Source organism: Frateuria sp. sgz306004 (assembly GCF_057750885.1).
Genome location: NZ_JBYLFE010000011.1, coordinates 1 through 20,263 on the forward strand (window position 1 = coordinate 1; position 20,263 = coordinate 20,263).

21 protein-coding genes and 2 pseudogenes are annotated in these 20,263 nt (G+C 57.5%); 12 read left to right on the plus strand and 11 right to left on the minus strand.

The window, feature by feature from the left end:
- Positions 1-163: 163 nt before the first annotated feature.
- From AC3G2C_RS18685 to AC3G2C_RS18705, 5 genes and pseudogenes are all read right to left on the minus strand, one after another.
- A pseudogene (locus AC3G2C_RS18685) lies at positions 164-523 on the minus strand (alpha/beta fold hydrolase); the annotation flags it as partial.
- A gap of 51 nt (positions 524-574) precedes the next feature.
- Positions 575-1,348, minus strand: coding sequence for a helix-turn-helix domain-containing protein (locus AC3G2C_RS18690; protein WP_488386136.1), 774 nt, complete (start codon positions 1,346-1,348; stop codon positions 575-577).
- A 402-nt stretch (positions 1,349-1,750) separates the two neighbouring features.
- Complete coding sequence (locus AC3G2C_RS18695; RefSeq protein WP_488386137.1) at positions 1,751-2,068, minus strand: hypothetical protein; 318 nt, start codon at positions 2,066-2,068, stop codon at positions 1,751-1,753.
- Entirely contained in the window at positions 2,065-2,394 is a 330-nt protein-coding gene (locus AC3G2C_RS18700; RefSeq protein ID WP_488386138.1) for a hypothetical protein, read from the minus strand. The genes AC3G2C_RS18695 and AC3G2C_RS18700 overlap by 4 nt, the downstream gene beginning before the upstream one ends.
- A gap of 86 nt (positions 2,395-2,480) precedes the next feature.
- Positions 2,481-3,113, minus strand: a complete 633-nt coding sequence (locus AC3G2C_RS18705) for a response regulator (protein WP_488386139.1) — start codon at positions 3,111-3,113, stop codon at positions 2,481-2,483.
- Between the two features lie 432 nt (positions 3,114-3,545).
- On the opposite strand from AC3G2C_RS18705, the gene AC3G2C_RS18710 reads away from it, so the two are divergent.
- Positions 3,546-3,989 (plus strand): GFA family protein, encoded by a 444-nt coding sequence (locus AC3G2C_RS18710; protein ID WP_488386140.1) that lies wholly within the window; start codon positions 3,546-3,548, stop codon positions 3,987-3,989.
- 67 nt (positions 3,990-4,056) lie between these two features.
- On the opposite strand, the pseudogene AC3G2C_RS18715 reads toward AC3G2C_RS18710, so the two are convergent.
- Positions 4,057-4,332 (minus strand): annotated as a pseudogene (locus AC3G2C_RS18715) (ATP-binding protein); the annotation flags it as partial.
- A gap of 158 nt (positions 4,333-4,490) precedes the next feature.
- Between AC3G2C_RS18715 and AC3G2C_RS18720 the strand changes: the two are divergent.
- Positions 4,491-5,510 (plus strand): alpha/beta hydrolase, encoded by a 1,020-nt coding sequence (locus AC3G2C_RS18720; protein WP_488386141.1) that lies wholly within the window; start codon positions 4,491-4,493, stop codon positions 5,508-5,510.
- Between the two features lie 5 nt (positions 5,511-5,515).
- Here the strand turns inward: AC3G2C_RS18720 and AC3G2C_RS18725 are convergent, their stop codons facing one another.
- Positions 5,516-6,442 (minus strand): LysR family transcriptional regulator, encoded by a 927-nt coding sequence (locus AC3G2C_RS18725; RefSeq protein WP_488386142.1) that lies wholly within the window; start codon positions 6,440-6,442, stop codon positions 5,516-5,518.
- A 106-nt stretch (positions 6,443-6,548) separates the two neighbouring features.
- Between AC3G2C_RS18725 and AC3G2C_RS18730 the strand changes: the two genes are divergently transcribed.
- Complete coding sequence (locus AC3G2C_RS18730) at positions 6,549-7,301, plus strand: SDR family NAD(P)-dependent oxidoreductase (RefSeq protein WP_488386143.1); 753 nt, start codon at positions 6,549-6,551, stop codon at positions 7,299-7,301.
- A 27-nt stretch (positions 7,302-7,328) separates the two neighbouring features.
- Complete coding sequence (locus AC3G2C_RS18735) at positions 7,329-8,030, plus strand: pirin family protein (protein ID WP_488386144.1); 702 nt, start codon at positions 7,329-7,331, stop codon at positions 8,028-8,030.
- Between the two features lie 364 nt (positions 8,031-8,394).
- On the opposite strand, the gene AC3G2C_RS18740 is transcribed toward AC3G2C_RS18735, so the two are convergent.
- Positions 8,395-9,660, minus strand: coding sequence for an MFS transporter (locus tag AC3G2C_RS18740; RefSeq protein ID WP_488386145.1), 1,266 nt, complete (start codon positions 9,658-9,660; stop codon positions 8,395-8,397).
- A 490-nt stretch (positions 9,661-10,150) separates the two neighbouring features.
- Between AC3G2C_RS18740 and AC3G2C_RS18745 the strand changes: the two genes are divergently transcribed.
- Together AC3G2C_RS18745 and AC3G2C_RS18750 are read left to right on the plus strand one after the other, a co-directional pair.
- The gene (locus tag AC3G2C_RS18745) at positions 10,151-10,897 is read left to right on the plus strand and encodes a sensor histidine kinase (RefSeq protein ID WP_488386146.1); all 747 of its coding nucleotides are present in this window, start codon (positions 10,151-10,153) and stop codon (positions 10,895-10,897) included.
- Positions 10,898-11,010: 113 nt separating this feature from the next.
- On the plus strand, positions 11,011-11,253 hold the full coding sequence (locus AC3G2C_RS18750) for a hypothetical protein (protein WP_488386147.1): 243 nt from the start codon (positions 11,011-11,013) through the stop codon (positions 11,251-11,253).
- Positions 11,254-11,266: 13 nt separating this feature from the next.
- Here AC3G2C_RS18750 and AC3G2C_RS18755 read toward each other — a convergent pair whose 3' ends face one another.
- The gene (locus tag AC3G2C_RS18755; protein WP_488386148.1) at positions 11,267-12,193 is read right to left on the minus strand and encodes a LysR family transcriptional regulator; all 927 of its coding nucleotides are present in this window, start codon (positions 12,191-12,193) and stop codon (positions 11,267-11,269) included.
- 136 nt (positions 12,194-12,329) lie between these two features.
- Between AC3G2C_RS18755 and AC3G2C_RS18760 the strand changes: the two genes are divergently transcribed.
- From AC3G2C_RS18760 to AC3G2C_RS18785, 6 genes are all read left to right on the plus strand, one after another.
- The gene (locus tag AC3G2C_RS18760; RefSeq protein ID WP_488386149.1) at positions 12,330-13,085 is read left to right on the plus strand and encodes an SDR family NAD(P)-dependent oxidoreductase; all 756 of its coding nucleotides are present in this window, start codon (positions 12,330-12,332) and stop codon (positions 13,083-13,085) included.
- Between the two features lie 236 nt (positions 13,086-13,321).
- Positions 13,322-14,317, plus strand: a complete 996-nt coding sequence (locus tag AC3G2C_RS18765; RefSeq protein ID WP_488386150.1) for a VOC family protein — start codon at positions 13,322-13,324, stop codon at positions 14,315-14,317.
- A gap of 677 nt (positions 14,318-14,994) precedes the next feature.
- Positions 14,995-16,020, plus strand: coding sequence for a TniB family NTP-binding protein (locus AC3G2C_RS18770; protein ID WP_488386151.1), 1,026 nt, complete (start codon positions 14,995-14,997; stop codon positions 16,018-16,020).
- On the plus strand, positions 16,013-17,290 hold the full coding sequence (locus AC3G2C_RS18775) for a TniQ family protein (protein ID WP_488386152.1): 1,278 nt from the start codon (positions 16,013-16,015) through the stop codon (positions 17,288-17,290). Before AC3G2C_RS18770 ends, AC3G2C_RS18775 begins: the two co-directional genes overlap by 8 nt.
- Positions 17,291-17,374: 84 nt before the next feature.
- Complete coding sequence (locus AC3G2C_RS18780; protein WP_488386153.1) at positions 17,375-17,893, plus strand: hypothetical protein; 519 nt, start codon at positions 17,375-17,377, stop codon at positions 17,891-17,893.
- A 44-nt stretch (positions 17,894-17,937) separates the two neighbouring features.
- Complete coding sequence (locus AC3G2C_RS18785; protein WP_488386154.1) at positions 17,938-18,369, plus strand: hypothetical protein; 432 nt, start codon at positions 17,938-17,940, stop codon at positions 18,367-18,369.
- 91 nt (positions 18,370-18,460) lie between these two features.
- Here AC3G2C_RS18785 and AC3G2C_RS18790 read toward each other — a convergent pair whose 3' ends face one another.
- Together AC3G2C_RS18790 and AC3G2C_RS18795 are read right to left on the minus strand one after the other, a co-directional pair.
- A complete protein-coding gene (locus AC3G2C_RS18790) occupies positions 18,461-18,736 on the minus strand; it encodes a hypothetical protein (RefSeq protein ID WP_488386155.1) in 276 nt (91 codons plus the stop codon).
- A 61-nt stretch (positions 18,737-18,797) separates the two neighbouring features.
- The gene (locus AC3G2C_RS18795; RefSeq protein WP_488386156.1) at positions 18,798-19,055 is read right to left on the minus strand and encodes a hypothetical protein; all 258 of its coding nucleotides are present in this window, start codon (positions 19,053-19,055) and stop codon (positions 18,798-18,800) included.
- Positions 19,056-20,263 lie beyond the last annotated feature (1,208 nt).

The following is a 20,263-nucleotide window of genomic DNA, read 5'->3' on the forward strand; positions in this document are numbered from 1 at the left end:
CTGCGGCACGCAGCCGATCTTCGGGGCAATTGATTCGACCGCGGCCCACAGCGACGGGTAGTCCCCGCGGTGTTCCTGCACCATGCGTACGGCGCGCTCGCGGACCTGAGCCTATGTCATGACCAATGACGGTGGCCTTCTCATACCCGAGTGACTTCACGAGTTCGGCGATGTCTCGCGCCATGGTCTTCTTGTCGTAACCAGACGTGGGCCTTTCGGATGTGCCCATGCCGCGCAAGTCAACGGCCACTACACGGTGGTCTTTTGCCAGTTGCGGCATGAGTTTGTGCCATTCCCACCATGTCTCGGGCCAGCCGGGAAGGAGTACGACAAGACTTCCTTTGCCGCCATCGACATAGTGGAGCTTGATGCCGTTTGCCGTTGCGAAAGCGTTGTGGAAGCCTGGTAGCTTCCTGACCAATGAGGCATCTGAATAGTCCGTGGTGCCACTGGCGAAAATGGGCATGGCGACGCCGGCGGTTGAAGCCATCAGTGCCGCGGCGAGCAGTGTTCTGAAGCGCATGAGATACCTCACGGGGATGAAGTTGGTTTTGGAGTGCTATCTGTCGGTCGTTCAAGCGGTTGCTCGTGCACTCGCATTTCGGCGCCAGGCACCCGGGCTTACGCCAATCGCTCGGCTGAATATCCGCGTGAAGTGCGCTTGATCACCGAAGCCGGATGAAAGAGCAATGTCCGCCAGGGAAGCTGAAGAGGTCTGCATCATTTCCATGGCTCGTTCGACGCGCCGCATGACCAACCATTTGTGCGGCGACGTGCCCATCGACTGCGTGAAGCCGCGCACAAACGCGCTGCCGGATAGACAGCACTCCTTGGCCACTGCTTGAATGCTTATTCGGCCTGCCAGATGTGCGAGCAACACATCCTGGGCACGCCGTTGCTGCCAAGGTGTCAAGCCCATGCGGCGGCGCCTGCTGCGGACGACCGTCGATCCGTACTTGGCCATCAAGTGTGCGCGAAGAAGGCCAAGCGCATGATTGACCAATGGGTGCGCGGGCGGAGGCTCGTCCTCGCCAGAACGAATCAAGCACTGCGCGATAGCGGATATGACTTGGTCTTCGGCATAGAACGAAGATGGCCACGCGATGCCCCCGATGGGCCCGCCATGGCCGTCTTGGCCGATGTCCTGGAGGGCCGCGAACGGAATGTAGAAAAGCAACGTATGAAATGGCGAGCTGTAGTGAGCAACAGGGCTGCGCCGTAGGTCGAGGACGCTGCAAGCGCCACGACGAACCGGACCCTCGTATACGCTCTTGCCACCCAGCCAGATTTCGTGATGCGGCAAGTCCTTGAGCTCAACGGCCACGAGGTAGGCGTCTTCAGTCTCCAAGGGGCCCGTAAATCCAAACCCGGAACGAGGGCAAGAGACCTCAGTAACGGCGAGCGAATGCCCGGAAGCACTTTTGCTGTAGATCACGGCCGGGCTGCTCACCCGGAACGCACGACCCAGATTGGGTCCGTATGATCCCGCCTGCATAAAAAGACTCCCGACATGAAGGCTGCTGCATCGCGGCATGAACTAGCGTCTGGGCAAGTCTATGCACCGCTTGTGTGCCTATTCCTCACACAATCGGGTGAATCTCATCCTGGGTATGTGCCCATCGGGCACTGATGGGGCGCGACGGCTACGTCAAAGCCCATAGTCAACAGGGAGCTTGGGTACGTTTTCACTCGATCGGATGAATGTGACGCCGCCCTCAGCGCCTAGGCCCCTGGATGCTTCGGCTTGCAGTCAAAAGGGCAGCGATGGGTCGATAAGATCCCAAATTTCGTCGGCTTGCCCATTGACCACCCATGTCAATGCTGATTGGCGCCCCAGGGCGCGTTGGCGTGTACATAACCAGCGTGCTGCTCTTTGACGTGTTCCCAATCGAAGAATGAGCATGTCGGCGAGCGCTTTATCGCATCTCTCAATCTGATCAAGGGCTTCTGAGGAAAGGCGGTGACGACTTGCGCCAAGTCGATCCATCTCGGAATCAATGTGGTGAAGTTCCAGCAGCAGTTGCTGAATTTGGCCTGCTCTCGATACGCGCCGCGCCTTGCTGCTCACGAGCGCACGCCTGACTCAATGGAGTCGAGGAAGTCGACAACATCCTGCACGCGACCGATAGCGACGAGCTGCTCCGCCGTATAGTCCCCGAGCTCTTCTATGAGAACGCCGGTGTACCAGTGATACACGTTGTTGGTATCGGGATCGATGCGGGCAGCCAATTTCAGCACTGACACAATATCCAGCGGCCGGGTTGAGGCGCTGCCCGGCACGCCAAACGCTTGGGTCGGCAACAGATCATCAAGATCGTTCGACCGCATGGCGATATCGATCAGCGACGGGAGATACCGGCGGTCCCTGAGTGAAGCGACACTGACGGATGCCATAACGTTGCTCTCGTTTGAAAGCATTAACGTACTTGGCTATCAAGGAGTACTCTTGTCGAATCTGCGCTGGCTAAGGCGCCAGTGCTTCAGGGGTCGATGTAACCGCGCTCGATACCCACTTTGACCGCATGTGCTCTATCGTGAGCTTCAAGTTTGTCCAGAATACGGCGCATTCGTGATTTCACCGTATCCTCCGATATAAATAGTTCTTCGGCGATCACGCGGTTGCTTCGTCCGCGTGCAACAAGTTGAAGAACACGCAACTCCCGAGGCGTGAGCTGGCCAAGCATCGCATAGTGAGCCATGTCCTTGGCGACCTGCTGTGTCAGCATCCGTCGGCCTAGCCGGGCGTTGCGGATAGCTCTAACAATCTCTTCTAGCGTGGAGCTCTTAAGAAGGTACGATATCGCCCCCAACGAAAGGGCACGCGCCACGCGCCCGTCACCTTCAAATGTCGTAAGCACCACGATGGCGGCGTCACGTTGCCGCTCGCGTATTTTGGTGATCGCATGAAGGCCGTCGTAGCCCGGCATCTGGAGGTCAAGCAGGGTCACATCCGGGCTGAGGCTCGCATGCCTTTCCACGCAAGCTTCGCCATCGCCTGCTTCGCCGATAACTTCCATGTCGAGCTCGCGATCGATGGCCAAGCGAAGACCTTCGCGCGTTGCGGGGTGATCGTCCGCAATGAGCACACGAATAGGTCCGATTTCCTCAGTCACGCCCTGGCCCCCAAACTTGATGCGGCACGCATGGAATTGCGTGTGAAGATTCTGACACCTTACCGAGCGCTTCGCCTAGCCGTTTGAAACGTCGGCTGAAGTGTTGTGAGCCCAAGTCTGCCGGGGCCGTGCCCTTTGCGCACTGGAGCAATCCAGGACAGACCAAGCCCGGAGCTGGCGCGTCACGCACCGCCCGATAAGTCGACCGTTGATCTGCCGTTTTAAAAGCAAATTGCGCAGAAACAGACAATAGATGCTCTTGGGCGACGTCTAGTATCCGGGAGGGCACGGGGTGAGGACGACTTGTTCACCCTTGGTGGACTGTGTTTTCCAGACATCACGGCCTTTGGTTGGGAAACGGGCGCTGCCTGCATATCTTGATATGCGGACAGGCTTTGGGCCATTGAGTCAGACCACGGATGTTAGGTAGCCATGTCGAAACCGGAGCGGGCCGATTTGCTGTTCTCAGGGCATTGCCTTTGCGGAGCGATCCGCTTTGAGTTCGCATGCCCCCCTGTCGTCACAGGGCTATGCCATTGCCTAAGCTGCCAGCGTGAATCAGGGAGTGCCTTTGCCCTTCACGTGGTCGTGCCCGAGCGTGCGGTCCGCATGGATGGCGTGCTTCACGTTACTCATCAGCAAGGGGCGAGCGGCTTCCAGGTCTGTAGGAAGTTCTGCCCGACCTGCGGATCCTCCGTGGCTTTGGAGTCAGGCGCTTCGCCGGCCTACCTTCTTCTCAGGGGAGGCTTGCTCGATGACTCATCGACGCTTTGCCCTCAATTCGAGATGTTTGCCAGCCAACGCTTGCACTGGCTGGGGGCACTTCCTGGGTTGGCGCAGTACCCGTTCAACCCCGACTTCCTGTTTTCACACTGAGGTAACCCGTACTGCCCAGGCTTGAGTTGGCGTAGTACGAGCAAGATGCGGTTCTACCGCTGAGCGATCACGGCTGCCACATTCGCCTTATGCGGTCCCACCATCCTTGGTACGCGCGATTGGCAGGCACGAATACTTCAGCACGGAAACCTGACGCCGGTAGGTTACGGAACTCCATCTTGCCGCCGGCACGTGCTGCGCGCTCGCGCATGCCTGGCAGCCCCCAGTGACCTTGGCTGCCACCCGCGGCAAGGATGGCTTGGTCCACCCCTTGGCCATCGTCCGAGACGCGAGCAAGAAGGCCGCGCTTGTCGAAACGGATGAGCAAGTGAACAGTGATGGCGCCACTGTGGGGCTTGCGAGCGTCGGTTGCTCATGTGGTTCGCGGATAGGAGTTTGCGAACGCTACTCCATCGCGATGCTTGCATGCGCCGACATGGACGCCATGAGCCTTATCGCAGGTGCAGCGACGCCCTTTCCTCAATGAAACTGGAGAACTCTATGAAACGCCTAAGCAGCCTTATGGCTTGCGCTGCCTTTGCCCTGACGTGCGGACAGAGTTTCGCGGCTTCGCTTGAACCAACGACGCAGCAATTTATCGATGCTTTGGCGGCAAAGGGAGGCACGCCGATCTATAAGCTGCCCGTGGCAGATGCCCGCAAGGTCCTTGAAGACGCTCAATCGGGTCCCGTGCAGAAGCCAGACGTCGACTCTCGAGATGTAACCTTCAAGGATGCGAAGGCTGGCCCCGTGTCGGTCACGATCATTCGACCCAAGGGTGCTTCCGGGGAGCTCCCGGTGGTGCTCTACATCCACGGCGCTGGCTGGGTGCTGGGTAGCGAGAACACCCATGACCGTCTGGTGCGCGAACTTGCCGTGGGATCTCGCGCGGCGATCGTCTTCGTGAACTATTCACGCGCCCCGGAAGCCAAGTTCCCGGTGCAGGACGAGCAGTCGTACGCGGCGGCCAAGTGGATCGCCGAGCACGGAAAGGAGAACGGTCTAGATCCGGCCCGGGTGGCCATTGCCGGCGATAGCGTGGGTGGCAATATGACGGCTGCCGTCACTTTGATGGCCAAGGAGCGTGGTGGTCCGAAGTTCGTCTATCAGGTTCTGTTTTACCCAGTGACCGATGCGAACTTCGAAAACGGATCGTATCGCGAGTTTTCCAACGGTCCTTGGCTGACCACGGCCGCCATGAAATGGTTCTGGAATGCCTACGTTCCGGATGTGGCCGCTCGCAAGAATCCGTTGGTGACCCCGCTGAACGCGTCTCTTGAGCAGCTGAAGGGCCTGCCGCCTGCCTTGGTGATCACCGACGAGAACGATGTTCTGCGCGACGAAGGCGAGGCGTATGCCCACAAGCTGCAGGACGCGGGCGTTTCCGTCACGGCCGTTCGTTACCTCGGTACGATTCATGACTTCGTGATGCTCAATGCACTGGCGCAGACGCCTGCAGCTCGCGGTGCAATTGAACAGGCCAACGAAAAGCTCCGCAAAGCGCTGCAGACCGATCGCTGACGGTTCTACGCCTTGTCAGGCTTTGAATGCCATTGCAGTCCGGACAGCCTCTCGAAGAGAAAGTCACTCAATGCTTCGATCTTGGCCGGTCTCGAACGGGCAGTCGGTGTAACCAAGTACAAGCCACCTTGCGCTTGACGCCAATTAGGTAGCAAAGCCTCAAGCCGGCCGTCGTGGAGATACTCACCCGCAATGAATTCGGGTAGCTCCGCGACGGCCGCGCCGGAAAGGACGAGCGGTACCAAAGCCTCAACGTTCGTTGCACGTAGTGCACCCTGAGGTCGGATGGACTCTTCTTGCCCCTGCTCGTCGTAGAACTTCCAGGCGTCGCTGTGCGCGCGGTATGCGTAAGCGAGGCAGTGTCGGCGATTCAGTTGATTTGGATGATCAGGCCTGCCGTATCTGTCGATATAGCTGGGCGCAGCCACGATGTAGCGCGACATGACGCAGATGCGTCGCGCCACCAACGAGGAGTCGGGGAGAGCCGCGATGCGGAGCGCAGCGTCAAAACCCTCACCTACCAAATCAACGGATGCATCGGAGAGATGTAGATCGACCGAGACGTCGGGGTATCGGTCCAAAAATTCAGGCATCAACGGAGCGAGCCATCGCAATCCAAATGCCATCGGGACCGCCAACCGGATGAGCCCTCTGGGTTGAGTCGATTGTTCCCTGGCCTCGGCCTCCAAGTCCTCTGCTTCGCGTGAAAGCCGGCTGGCCCTTTCAAGGAGCTGGGCGCCGAACTCCGTAAGCGCCAGTTGCCTGGATGTTCGATTGAAAAGGCGCGCCCCGAAGCGCTCCTCCAGTCGTGAAACGCCGCGGGAGACAGTGGCCACTGAAAGCTCTAAATCCCGCGCGGCGCCGGCAAAGGACCGTTCCTCGGCCACCTTGGCAAACAGCGCCAAGCCTTCGAAATCTGGCAGTCGTGTCATTTCATTTCTGCAACGATGATTTGCAATTGATTCTATTTTGTTGTTTGCCCTACGTCGATAGCCTAATCACCAAGCAGTTCCACTTACCCCAAACGAGGATCTCACCATGAATCGCAAGCTCGAAAACAAGGTCGCAGTCGTCACTGGCGGTACCAGCGGCATCGGTCTGGCTACGGCCAAACGCTTCGCCGCCGAGGGTGCCCATGTCTACATCACGGGTCGCCGCAAGCCTGAGCTTGAAGCGGCCGTCGCCGCCGTGGGCAACGCCACGGGCGTTCAGGTGGATTCGTCGGATCTCGCCCAGCTGGACCAGCTGTTCCAGCAGGTTCAGTCGGAGAAAGGGCACATTGACGTGCTGTTCGCCAATGCGGGCGGTGGCTCAATGCTTCCCCTGGGCGCTATCACCGAAGAACAGTTTGATGACACGTTTGGCCGCAACGTAAAGGGCGTGCTTTTCACCGTGCAGAAGGCGCTGCCGCTACTGGCGCAGAATGCGTCCGTCATCCTGACGGGTTCGACGGCCGCCAGTACGGGTACCCCGGCCTTCAGCGTTTACGGTGCCTCCAAAGCCGCGGTGCGCGCTTTCGTTCGTAACTGGGTTCTTGACGTCAAGGAGCGTGGCATTCGCTTCAACGTGCTGAGCCCTGGCGCGACGAAGACGCCGGGGTTGGTGGACCTTGCAGGTCCGGACAACGCTCAGCAACAAGGGCTTCTGGATTACCTCGCCTCCCTCATTCCGATGGGGCGCGTGGGCGAAGCTGACGAAATTGCCAAAGCCGCGGTGTTTCTTGCCTCCGATGACTCGAGCTTCGTCAATGGAGCCGAACTCTTCGTGGACGGCGGCCAAGCGCAGGTCTGAGAAACGCTGAAGCGAGAGGCTACCGTCATGATTCTCGCACGCCCCTTCGATACCCTCGGCAGCAACGACCAGACTTGGCTAAGGGCTCGATTGCACTTTGCCGTCGCTGGCCTCGGTAAGCCGCAGCACCGTTCGTTGGGCGCCTTGCGTGTCTGGAATCATGACGAGATAGCCCCGAGCACCGGCTTCCCTCTTCACTCGCACAAAAACGTGGAAATCGTTACGTACGTGTGGGAGGGGGCCATCACTCATCGAGACAGCCTGGGCCATACCGGGCGTATTGAAACCGGCCAATTGCAGGCAATGAGCGCGGGAACAGGCATCCGTCATGCGGAGTTCAATGCGGAGGCCGTTACGACAAAGATGTTCCAGATATGGTTCGAGCCGCGATCCCTCGGCGGGGAACCACGATGGCAGACATGGAAGGCCACGAGCGTCGGCGTCGAAAGGCAGTTTCGTGTCCTTGCAAGTGGTATGGACGCCAACGCAGATGTGCTTCGGATCAACGCGGATGCGCGCGTCCTGGGTGTCTCGCTCGATCCTGGTGAGAGGGTGGTTCATGACCTCCGCCGAGCCAAATACGCCTATCTCGTGCCCATCGGCGGGCGTGTCCGCATCAACGGCCAGACTTTTGATGCCTTTGGCGGTGTCGGCGCCATCGACGAAAGCGACCTAGTGATAGAGGCGCTGGATAGAATTGAGCTGGTCATGGTTGAGGCGTACGAGTAGATCCTCAGGGCCAACGTGCCCTTTGGAGACCCCTGTCGGCCTTAAGAGGAATACAATCGCTATCCGCTTAGTCCCAGAGCCGACATGGCCCCAGCGTCGATCGCGGGCGCCCGATGGCGGGCTTGAAGCCCGGTGGCAATGCTAGGTCGCCGTCAATCATGGTGTGCACCTTCATGGGCCATGGCGTCCAGGTCGTCGTGCTGAAGGCGTCGTGGCAATCACGCCCTCCAGCGCGTGACTACGACCATCGCGCGTACCCCATGAATCAACCGATGCATCCGCCCGTTGATGACACGCTCCAGCATCGCCCCAAACCTCCCTCTCCATGCCGGAGAAGAAACTGAGCAGCGCGAGCGAGCAAGAGTTAGCCGTCGGGCTGAAGCGCCAGGGATTGCGGGACCCCCTTCGCAAGGGCGATATATGTGGCTCCGGCTAATGCAGCCGCGGCGGCGAGAATGAAAGCTCCCGACGCACCCACAGCGTTCAGTGCTAGGCCACCCGCAAGAGATCCCGTGGCCAGGGCGATCTGAAAGCATGTCACCACCAGGGAAGACGCGCTCTCAAACTGAGTGGGTGCGGCGTAATAGATCCACAGTTGGACGCAAACAGGGACCGCGCCGAACGCTGCACCCCAAAGAAGTAGAGCAACCACCACCACGGATGGCGTCGTTACGAAGAGAAGTGCGATCAGGATGGAGGTGGCTATGCCAACACAGGACGTTACGAAGGCCCAGCGAAGTGATCGAGCAGCCAATCGCTCAGCGGCAAATGTGCCCGCAACGCCGCTCGCGCCGTACGCCATCAAGACCTCACTCAGTCCCCGAGGCGAGAATCCAGCCGAGCGGATGAGGAAAGGCTCCACGTAGGTATAGGCGCTGAAGTGGGCGGCCGCCGCCAAAGCTGCAGCGATCAGGCCAGAGCTGACCCAGCTTTGCTTGATGATCGCGATCAAACCGCCGAAACCCACCGGATCATCACCAGGAACCCGTGGAAGCGCTCGGAGTTGCCAGTACCACGCCAAGGTAGAGAGCCCGGTGACGATGGCGAACGCCCCTCGCCAACTGGTGGCCAAGCCAAGCGCCGTGCCAAGTGGCATCCCAATAACGGATCCCAGGGAGATGCCAGCGAGAATGATGGCCGTGGCGCGCCCACCATCACTGGGGTGAACAAGTTTTCGGCTGGTTGCGGCCGAGAACGTCCAGAATCCGCCGACGCCAACGCCGAGCACCATTCGGCCAATCAGTGCCACCCAGAATGTCGTCGCTAGGGCGACGATGATGTTCGAAAGAACAACCATGGCGGCGAGCCGCCTGAGAAGGACATCCCGATCCAGGTCGCGTCTCACCAGGGCAAGCATGGGGGCGGTCACTGCGGCGACAATGCCAGGCGTCGTCACCATGAGGCCTGCCGTTCCGCTGGGGACGGAGAACGAAACCGCCATAGGGCCAAGTAACCCTATGGCGAGGAATTCGCTCGTCACCATGACGAAAGCGGCAAACGCAACCGAGCCGACGGCTATCCAGTTGGAGCGCCTGCTTGGTGACTCGAATGATCTATTCGTCACGGTGTCTGGTTGTCCTGAGCGAAGAAGGCTATCCCTCAAAGGTTGATGACGAAAGGCCATCGCCATCAAGAGTCACCAGATCAAAGATCACTGGATTGTCGAAAATGGTTCTATCCGATAAGAGTGTCGAAGTCGCTTTGGGCAAGACCAGAACGGCCACATGTGTCGATCGACCCTTCGATGGCAAGGCTCCTTCTGTAATCAAAAGGTAGAGCCATACCAATAGTTGAGCATAAGCAGACAAGAATTCTCTAATGCGTTTAGCCAGCATGTACTCATCAGCGACGTTGCTAATGGCTGGGTATCACGATTCGCGATGGCGCAGGCGGGAGGTTCTATGTGGCTCAAAAACGCATTAGCAAGCGCCGCTGTCGTGGCCTGCATCATGGCACTGCTTGCTATCACCGCCTTGCCGCTCCACGAATCGATAGTTGGTCGCTTACATCGTGACCAGCGCATAACTTCGCCGTCGCCAGCGAACTGTCGATCCACCCTCGACGGGTTGCCTCCATCGTGTGGATCACATAACGACTTCTGGTGGTTGGGGCCGCTACTGTTGTCCAATCTTGCTTTCTTAATTGTGATGGCGCGGAGGGCGGATAAGCATCGTTCTCTCGTCGAATCGCATGTGGAAAAGGCGCGCGATGAAGAGCGGATCTCCATGGCGCGCGACCTGCACGACACGCTTTTGCAAAGTGCCCAGGCGGTCTTGTTGCAGGTCAATGGCATCGCCACGGATACCACCGATCCCTTGATGAAGCGCAGAATTCAAGTGCTTGAAACCCTGGCGCGACATGCCGTTATGGAGGGCAAATCACGCATTCTACGCCTCAGGGATGGCTCGGCTGACGCATCTTTGATTGAGCGACTGAGCCGGCGCGGTCGTATCCTGGAGGATGTCTATGGTGGCTCGTTTTCGATTCACCAGAGTGGTGGCGACAGAGCGCTTTCAGCGCAGACGTCGGACGAGCTCGTCCTCATCGCAAGTGAGCTGATGACGAACGCATTTCGGCACGCCCGTGCGAACAACGTTCGGGTTCGCGTAACGTTTGGCTTGCGACAGATCATCATCGTGGTTAGGGACGATGGTCTCGGTATTCCACCCCTCAGTTCGGAAGGGGATGGCTCCGGGCATTGGGGCTTGATTGGCGTTCGAGAGCGCTCACGCTTGATCGGAGCCACCATGCTTATGCGCTCAAGAATCGGCTTTGGAACCACGTTTCGTATAGCCATGACATATGGGGAGCATTGCTTGGCCAATACTCAGCATGCCTTCGATGCAAGCTGGGGAGCGAGTCGTTGAGCAAGCGCTTACGCGTTGGAAAGGCTCGAACCTGACAAGCTCTCGAACCATCCGCCTCATTTTGGCGCAGAGCTAGGCAAGACATTCCCTTTGATGAAGCCAGGATGCCCATCATGCATATCGCCAATCCGGTGGCCATCGAATCACGACGCGAAAGAGGCGTCCGCGCATTGCAGCACGAGGTTATCCTTCTGGCGGCCGCCATCGAAGGCTGCGTTGTGTCCTCGCGCAGATGGTATCTACAGCAGCCGATCAACGAGTTGGGCGAGCTAACGGCAGCGCAGCTTGTCCATCAGGGGCGAGGTCGCGATGTCATTAGGTTCCTGATGGACATCATCAACGGCCTGCGAGGATGAAGCTCCAAAGAACCTATCGCAGACTCCTATTCTGGCGATCATAGGGCGCGAACACGTCGACCGCCCATTCAATGAAGGAACGCAGGCGAACGCTCTCGTGCTTTGATCGTTGAAAGACAATATGGATGTGATGTAAAGCTCTGGTCCACTCGGTGAGGACAGGTATCAGGGTTCCGTCTTCCAGGTATTGCTTGGCCATAAAACCGAAGGTTTGACCCACACCAAGGCCTTGAACAAGCGCGTTCAAATGACCAGTGCTCTCGTTGAGTAGCAATCCTCTCGAGCTCCTCGGATCTATCTCAATCTGTTCGTTTTCGCGCTGAAACATGAGGGGAAAAGGGCGTCCGCTTAATGATGAAAAGTATCCGACGGTTTCATGTGCGTCCCTCAATTCATCAGGGTGCGATGGCATGCCGTGCTTCTGGACATACGTGGCGCTTGCACACGTTATGTAGTCAAAACTGGCGATTCGCCGGGCGACCAGCGACGTATCGGTGAGTTCTCCGCCACGGATCACGCAATCGACCGCATCACCGACGAGGTCGACGTGACGATCGCTGACACCCAACTCAAGGCGTACGTGAGGAAACAACTCGCGGAAATCGATCAGCTTCGGAATGAGGATGATGTTCGCAAGCGATGATCCGATGTCGACACGAAGTCGCCCGCGTGGCCCATGCTTGGATTCGGAGAACAGAACATCCATTTCGTCCAAGTCCGTGAGCAACTGCAAGGCACGCTGGTAGTACGCACGCCCCTCTTCAGTGACAGACACTTTCCTGGTGGTCCTCTGGAAGAGTTTGACGCCTAGGTGTTGCTCCAGATCCTGCACAAGCTTGGTCACCGTGGCTCTAGGGATGTCCAGCGCATCGGAGGCCTTTCCGAAGCCGCCGGTCTCAGCAATTCTCATAAAGACTTTGAGGGCAGCAAGCTGATCCATAAGGGCTCCAGGCTACGGATTGGTTGGCACTGATTATCCATGTCCATGAATAGTCATTTCCATCCTCCCATCTTAATCCGCAGCCAGCGCAGGCATATCGTCTCCCTATCGACATCACCTCAAATAGGAGTACGACATGACGAATCGACTGAAGGGCAAGGTGGCACTGGTTACTGGCGGCACCAGCGGTATTGGTTTTGCGTCTGCACTGGATCTGGCCAATGAAGGAGCCAAGGTTTACATCACGGGCCGCCGACAGGCTGAACTGGACGCGGCGGTCACCGCCATCGGCCAGGGTGTCGTGGGCGTCCGCGGCGACGTCACCCAGCAGGGTGATCTCGATGCACTCAAGCGGCTTATCCACGATCAAGAGGGCCGGCTCGACTTCCTTTTCGCCAATGCCGGTGGTGGAAGCATGTCGCCGCTGGGAGAAATCACGGAGCAGCACTTCGACGAGACATTCGATCGAAACGTGAAAGCATTGGTGTTCTCGGTGCAGACCATGCTCCCGTTGATGCCGGCCGGATCATCCATCGTCCTGATGGGCTCCATCGCGGGCATCACTGGTACCGCAGCCTTCAGCATCTACAGCGCTTCCAAGGCAGCCGTCCGCAGCCTTGCTCGTAGCTGGGTTCTGGACCTGAAGGAGCGTGGTATCCGGGTCAACGTAATTAGCCCAGGTTCGACCAAAACGGTTGGTCTTGCCGAACTGGCCGGCGACAACAAGGAAGCTCAGGAAGGTCTTCTGTCTTACCTGGCATCGCTTGTGCCGATGGGGCGCCTCGCCGATCCAGCAGAGATCGCCAAGGCAGTGACGTTCCTGGCCTCCAATGATTCGAGCTTCATCAACGGAGCGGAACTCTTTGCCGACGGTGGCCAGGCACAGGTGTAAGCAGCGCCTTTGAGTTCAGGCTCGATGGACGTCCACGTGGGGCGAAGCAATATGCCCCACTCTTCCTCAAAGACCCGAACACAAAACGACAAGACGGGTTGATGCGTAGCCGTCAAAGATCGCGGAGTCGCAAGCGTCCGGCTCAACCCGGCTGAACTAACTCAATCGATACCTGACGTTGGTGGGCCCTCGCTCGCCGACGCAGGTGGACTCATGACTTTATGGAGCAATGGTTTATGCGTCTCAACTATCTACTTGGTGGCCTGGTCGCGGTTGCCGCCATGGCTACACATGCCACCGATGCCATGCAATCGGCGAGCCAGCCTGTTGTGCACGTGCGGGGCATTGACCATGTCGGATTGAACGTGCCCGATATGGCTTCAGCGGTGAACTTCTTTTCCAAGACCTTTGGGTTTACGGTGGTCACGGAAATGAAAGATCCGCCGGTTGATGCCGCGTGGAAGGAGCGGTACCACATGCATCCCGACACGAAGGTGCGCAGCATTGTGATGATGCGCGCCGGGAACGGCGCAAATATCGAACTGTTCCAGTACGAGTCACGGCAGGCACCGACCGCACAGCCGTATTACGACGATCCCGGCACCGGGCATGTGGCGTTCTACACGGACAACATGGCATCCAGTGTTGCCGCACTCCGCGCTGCGGGCGTGAAACTGTTGAATGACCCGATCGACATGAAGGCAGGCCCCACGGCGGGCGAATCGTGGGTTTACTTTCTGTCACCTTGGGGCCAGAAGCTTGAGCTGGTGAGTTACGCGCACCAGGCGTACGAGAGCGAACATCCGAGCGTCCGCCTGTGGAAGCCGGCGTCCGCTTCGAACTCCATCAACGAAGGATCTGAGACCATGCTTACCGTGTCATTTGTTGAAAACTTCGCGGACCGCTACCTGCAGGCATTCAATGAGGATGACGCCACGAAGCGTGCGTCGCGGATCGCCGAGTTCTTCACCCAGGACACCCAGTTCACCGATCCCGAGGCGGTAGTCACCGGCATTGACGGGCTCAACGAACTGATGGGTCATCTGCACCAGCGCTTCCCGGGCTGGAAGCTGTCGCGCGAAGGTGACGTCAAGGTCGTCGGGCATTACGCACGCGTCCCCTGGAAGATGGGTCCAGCAGACGGTACAGCCATGGTTCGCGGCGAGGACGTCATCGAGATTCGTGACGGAAAGGTCGCCTCGACCGTGGTCTTCGTCCTCTGGATGAAGTGAGCCCGCTAGCCCGGCGAGTGGGTGGGGCCGGCCTTCACGAATGCACCGTATTTACGCCTTTTGATTCAGGAAGTCGCTGAGAAGCCAGCGCGCGGCTCTATTAGGGAGCCCGATCTGGTTCGCCAACTGCGCTATGTACGCCATCTCTAGCGACGGCGCCTGAAACCATAGTTTGCGAAGGACATTCTCGCCATTCCTTATCTCCTCCAGCGCCGGCCGCCCCGGAGGCTATAGCTGGTTTTGGCTAGGTGCGGGGTGCGATACGCCAAGGCAGGAGAGATGGGATCACTATCGGATATATGCCTCAGTCAACCACAAGTGGGTGACTTGCCTATCCGGAACTGGCCACTCTGCGAACAGCTCGCCAGAACTTCGTATGTTTCGATCAATTGAGTTCCTCGAAAATCAATCCGAGAGGAGAGATGAAGCGGCGGAACGTCGCATCGCATTTGAGCGGGAGCTATCTCGAATACGCGACGCGAACCCGACCCACCCCCCTTCCGATACCGAGGCCAAGCCCGGCAACAGCACGGGCACTCGACGCTTAACTCTGCCTCCTCCGCCCGTACCGGAACCGGAACCGGCATCTTCTTCAACAGGTAAACGTAAAGGGCTGCCGCCGCCAGGAACCGACGCTCCAAGACCAACCCCCTTTCTAACGCACGAGGGGAACCTCGATGGACGTTCAATCAATCGCAAATAAGCTCCGTAGCACGGTCGTTCCACATCCACATTTCGTTCTAACGCACAGCCGCCTGTTCAACCTTAGCGCGATTGCCCAGCCGGGCAGCGTGATCACGGTGGTAGGCCCCACAAGGGTTGGTAAGACATACTTATCCCACGAGCTAATCAAGAACCTTGTCGACCCCACCAAGCAGAACAAATCGTCTTACGTCCCTATAGCCCGGATAGAAGCATCGGCGACCGACAATGGCTTCATATCAACGCGATACCTACTGCTTCAGATCTTGAGATCCATAAAGCACCCGTTCTACGTCGACGGAGGCCCGATCTTCCGAATGCGCGACACTGAATCGACTCTACGTAGACAGGCGGTGGCCGGTCTACGCGCTCGTGGCACTCAGTACATCATTGTAGATGAAGCACATCATCTTCTTCGCACAAAAAATAACCGATCCGCCGAAGGCGTCTTGGACTCTGTGAAATGCCTCGGAAACGAAACGGGATGCGTGACGATCTTTATCGGCGGCTACGATCTTCTCCGACACCTATTTTACTCCGCCCACCTCAATGGACGGATGACAGTCCTTGAGTTCTCCAACTACGGCGTCGATGCAGACGATCTGCGGGAATTCGATCGGCTGCTGGTCACCCTCGACGAATGGCTTCCATGGGCGCGGGGATTCTCTCTCTATCAATTTCGGGAACAGATCTACGAAGGTAGTCATGGCTGCTATGGCCAACTGGTTCACTGGAGCCTTTCTGCCCTAGCCGAGATGCAAAGCCTCAATTGTCAGCGCATAAAGTTCCGTCACTTCTTGGCGACGAGGAGGCTGGAACAGGTCCGAACCATCAAAAATGACATTGAGCTCGGCAAGTCGCTTCTGGCCGATTTCACCTTTAGGGAGCACAAACACGATCAGATTGCCGTTCCGGTTCAATCGCCGATAAGACGCGGCAAGCCTTTCCATCGAAGGCCCACACGGGATCCAGTAGGTGCCAGAGAACAGACCCATGGCTAGTTCATTTTACTTCCAGCTAGAGCCCCAGGGATTAGGCACCTTTGAAGTGGAATCCCTTGGCTCTTACTTGCGGCGCTTAGCCGCCCATCACGGGGCAACCCTGTTTCAACTCCTCACCCACCTTGATGCATGGTCCCGCTTACAAGGTGAGCGACCTACGATGCATCTATCTAAGCGCTGTCAGGACGGACAGTACGGCGGATACGCTACGGATGTCAGCCACATTGTTCGGATCACTGAGGCCGCGACGGGGGCGCGCTCCCTCCGAGGCACCACTCTACTCGCCCTAAATCAAGTCTGTGCGCGCAATGGTATTGGCGTGATGAGGCGCTATCGTGCTTGGTGCCCCGCATGCTACCGAGAAGCCGAGGCGACCGGCCTGCCACCCTATGACCGACTTCTTTGGCAAATTCAAGGCATCCATAGATGTCCTATCCACAACGTTCGCCTCGCGCAACGATGTTGGCAATGCGGCGGCATTCAGAAAGGCAATGCCTCAACGACGACGCTTGATCGCTGCGCATTGTGCGATGCGTCGCTAGCCAATCAATCTACGGATCGCTGCACGCCACGAGACGACATATTCAGCATGAATCACGTTGAATCGCTTCTCGAATTTACGTCTTCCGTCCCCGATGTTGAGTTCAAACGACGTCATCTCACAACGTTTTGGGGACTCATGATGAAACGCCATGACGGACGGACGTTAGAGAGTCATCTAGGAGGCGCCTTCCACACTGGCTGGCGACATAGTTCACCCACGCTAGCAACGTTGCTGTCTATCTCCTCGTACTTCGACGCACCGGTCCATTGGATCTTGACGGATCCTGTCCTAACAGCGGCCCAAACTGGGCTCGGCTTCGATCCCATCGTACGTAGCCGTCCGACTCGACGCTACGGAGATCCGGTAAAAGCGGCAACTGTGCTGCGGGTTTTAGGTGAAGCGATCAATGGAAAGCCTCCCTACCCAAGTATACCGGCTGTCGCGTCACTCGCCGGTACGAGTAGTGGTTACTTAAGAGCAAAGTACGGTGACAAAGTGGCAGAGCTGGTGGCGCTGAGAAGAAGGACAAACTCGGCCTCTAAGCACATAAAGACGAGGAGGGCTGCCAAGATGCTCACGAGCTTCAAGTGGCCTGCAGACGTGACTACCGAGAAAGAGAGAATCAGGTGTGTCGCTCAAGAGGTATCAACCTCGATCAGCCATGTACGCCAGATCAGAAAGGCAATGATGGATAGCCACGGCGCGCCGACCCTATTTTCAACCTAGAACCTTCGAGCATCGCCTGTTCCATCGATCCAGTTACCAACGGTCTTCGAGCAACTATGTCTCCTTGGTAGCGAAGGAGTATCTATGAGGCATGCTGACTTCCATATCGGCCTGGAGTTTGTCGCAGCTGCCGGTTTGAGATGGCGTTGTACTGACATCGGCACCCGAACGATCTCGGCCGTGCAACTCAATAAGCCGGATCCCATCTGGTATCAAGGGCCGCCATATATCGTCAGCGAGACTGTCTTCGATGAGTACGACATAAAACGCTGCTACTCGAGTGATGCCGAAGCGCTAGCTGCTTCGATTCAGGAACACAAGACAGCCGCGCACCCTGGATATTCCGCGGTTGCGGTTTTGCGCATGATGGAGGCTGAGCTAGATTCGACTTACCCGAACAATGGTGTATTGCGCTTTGATCGATGCCGATCGGATGGCGAAATCCTTCACCCCTACTCAGGCCGCCTTGCTGGCGATGTCTGGCTCGTCGAACTCTACCTTCCATTTACAGAAGGATTTGAGGTCATGCCAGAGATCGGTTTCATCGCCCTCCCCAGAGCATCAGATTCCGATATCCGTAAAAGAGCGACGAAAGGAGACTGACCTGAGGTATCCCATCACGCTCAAGCGACTGCAGGTATGGGCCGATGCGTTCAAGTGGCCGTCCGTTGGACAGTTCTACTGCCCAGTACGCCATCAAAAAACTGCGCGATGCAATCCAAGAGGTTTCTATGCTCGGCTGGTGGATTGTCGTTACTCGAGAAGGTGAAGAAGCCGGACCTCAGATCGCTGCCTGGGAGGCAAGCATTGGTGGACTTGCCTGGCTCGACAAGCTCGTCGCGGCTGGAAAGGCCGAACAGACAAGCTGGAACGGCTACCCGAATCTCTTCCATGCCAATGCCGGCGATGTATTCTCTTTGATCAAGAACGGTCCGCCGAGACACACGGCACCGCTCGTCATTGGCGATGACTACGTATCGAAGGGTGGATTGTCGGGTAAGTTTCGATTGGACCTCACTCTCGCCAGTGCTTGCTTGCCTGAAGACCGATTAAGTATTCAGGCCTGGGACCAGAGTTAGTTCGTCCAAACAGAGTCCGATCACAACAAGTAGAAGAACCACGATGTTGCCTCCTTGGTGAGCGTCCGCTGTCGGAAGCGGACCTTACCGTTTAGCCTTCCACATTGACCAATTGATCTCGCACCCAGGCTCTAAAGGTGCCCTCGTCAACGCGGCTCGGAGAATGATCCCATTCATTCCAGCGTCGATCGATCATGGCTACCCAGTCCTGGGTAGCCCGAACCAATGCCGGGTGACCATGCCAGAACTTGGACGCGTCAAGACACTGGGTGTCCAATCCATTCAACTCTTGGATCGAGCAAGCGCCATCAAGGTAGCGTCGCGCGCCATCGAGCAACCGGCGAAATTCGGTGATCTGGACCGACACAAACTCCCCCTTTCAATGCTCTTGGCTTGGGTCCGCCACGGGCCGGTAGCGGACGCCTTGCCTACTGGCTAATTGACTCGCCTTCGCCCATGGCCCTGCCACCCAAGCTCAGGTTGTCCGTCTCGTCAGGCTGTTGAATCTGAAACGTGATCCGACCGATTCCGCCCGTGCCAACAAAATTGCTTGTGGCATGGAAGTGCTGATCTGAGTCGGCCTTGATCATTTGCAGCAAGGCAATCAGGCGATCAATGTCAGCGGCAGACAGGCTTACCTCGACCTCGGCCCAACCATTGTTCCAGTCTTCTAATGACGCGCGCATGGCCCGGCCCCTTGTGGTCGATCTGCAACTTACCGGTGCCCGCTGCGGGTCGCCTCACCACTAGGTCTGTTTCTCCAAGCGGGTAGGCGGCCAGCCCCTCAGCGCCTATCTGAGCCCTCTGGCCACTTTATGCTTTATTTCAACCATAAAATGTCCAAAACGGCCAACTTATGCTTTAACGAACAATTTTGCGCGATCTCACATAGTTTGGCCACGCCCGTCTCGCATAGTTTGGCCGCGCAAGTCGATCAGGCCAATTCATTGAAATTTCTTCATTTTTAGCCTGGAAGCCGAGGACTTCACCATCTACGCCGCCCTCTCGGGCTACTGATCGTGGCCGGTATGGTCGAAAAAACGGTCACGTAGAGCTGGCAATCTCTTCCTTGTCAGCAACCTTCCAGCACTGGACTGCAGACTGTTTTAGCGCAGCTAGTTCATCCTGATTTGGAAAGTCGTCAACCAGAACTAGCTCTGGATAGAACGATGCCTCGGCCGCTAGACGAGGGAAAGCAATTACGGCCATGGATACTGACGTGGCACGCTCTTCGGCTCATAACCGTGCATAAGCACGACCAAGCTGCCCTTCCAACTCTTGGGTCTGTCGATCCGGTATAGAACCCGGAAGGATCCATGTTGCGCCAGAGCGGTCGTAACCCACCCAACCCATCGGCTGGGCAATGCTCGCTCTCCGGAGAAACGGCGGATCCGCCGTAAGATCGTCGGAGCAAGACCCTGCTAGGCATCCCGTCGTCTTTCTCTGATATTCAGGGTCACGCGGGCATTGGTGCGCCATTGATCACTGTTGTAAGTGAAGTCAGCGGCGGGGCGTGTAGTCGGTTGGACCGTCATCGTAAAAAGCCACGATGCGCGAAATGAACGACTTTGCGGAAGCGACAAACGTAGTAGGAAAGGTGGAGGTGGCTTGCCTCGGTGCCGCAATGCACTGACCCGTGGCAATCATTAGAAGCCCTGCTGCGATCGCATGTTTAAAGCTCATAAGTACCTCTGCTTGGCCTAAAGATGAATGTGCTACACATTGCCCTCGTGGACCTTATCTCTAACGTCAGCTATCGCTATCCCACTTTTGGGGGAAGTCCTTTTTGCGCATTTGCCACAGCGTTTCGTACTCGCTCCGATTTCAAACACAGGAATACCAATAGTTGACATCAGATGATGCGACTTCACCGTATGTGCGGAGCTGAAGTCAG

Coding starts and splice junctions, on each gene's coding strand:
- AC3G2C_RS18700 (WP_488386138.1), bottom strand. CDS start 2,394: ATGGCATCCGTCAGTGTCGCTTCACTCAGGGACCGCCGGTATCTCCCG.
- AC3G2C_RS18710 (WP_488386140.1), top strand. CDS start 3,546: ATGTCGAAACCGGAGCGGGCCGATTTGCTGTTCTCAGGGCATTGCCTT.
- AC3G2C_RS18720 (WP_488386141.1), top strand. CDS start 4,491: ATGAAACGCCTAAGCAGCCTTATGGCTTGCGCTGCCTTTGCCCTGACG.
- AC3G2C_RS18725 (WP_488386142.1), bottom strand. CDS start 6,442: ATGACACGACTGCCAGATTTCGAAGGCTTGGCGCTGTTTGCCAAGGTG.
- AC3G2C_RS18730 (WP_488386143.1), top strand. CDS start 6,549: ATGAATCGCAAGCTCGAAAACAAGGTCGCAGTCGTCACTGGCGGTACC.
- AC3G2C_RS18735 (WP_488386144.1), top strand. CDS start 7,329: ATGATTCTCGCACGCCCCTTCGATACCCTCGGCAGCAACGACCAGACT.
- AC3G2C_RS18740 (WP_488386145.1), bottom strand. CDS start 9,660: ATGGCGATGGCCTTTCGTCATCAACCTTTGAGGGATAGCCTTCTTCGC.
- AC3G2C_RS18750 (WP_488386147.1), top strand. CDS start 11,011: ATGCATATCGCCAATCCGGTGGCCATCGAATCACGACGCGAAAGAGGC.
- AC3G2C_RS18755 (WP_488386148.1), bottom strand. CDS start 12,193: ATGGATCAGCTTGCTGCCCTCAAAGTCTTTATGAGAATTGCTGAGACC.
- AC3G2C_RS18760 (WP_488386149.1), top strand. CDS start 12,330: ATGACGAATCGACTGAAGGGCAAGGTGGCACTGGTTACTGGCGGCACC.
- AC3G2C_RS18765 (WP_488386150.1), top strand. CDS start 13,322: ATGCGTCTCAACTATCTACTTGGTGGCCTGGTCGCGGTTGCCGCCATG.
- AC3G2C_RS18770 (WP_488386151.1), top strand. CDS start 14,995: ATGGACGTTCAATCAATCGCAAATAAGCTCCGTAGCACGGTCGTTCCA.
- AC3G2C_RS18775 (WP_488386152.1), top strand. CDS start 16,013: ATGGCTAGTTCATTTTACTTCCAGCTAGAGCCCCAGGGATTAGGCACC.
- AC3G2C_RS18780 (WP_488386153.1), top strand. CDS start 17,375: ATGAGGCATGCTGACTTCCATATCGGCCTGGAGTTTGTCGCAGCTGCC.
- AC3G2C_RS18785 (WP_488386154.1), top strand. CDS start 17,938: ATGCGTTCAAGTGGCCGTCCGTTGGACAGTTCTACTGCCCAGTACGCC.
- AC3G2C_RS18795 (WP_488386156.1), bottom strand. CDS start 19,055: ATGCGCGCGTCATTAGAAGACTGGAACAATGGTTGGGCCGAGGTCGAG.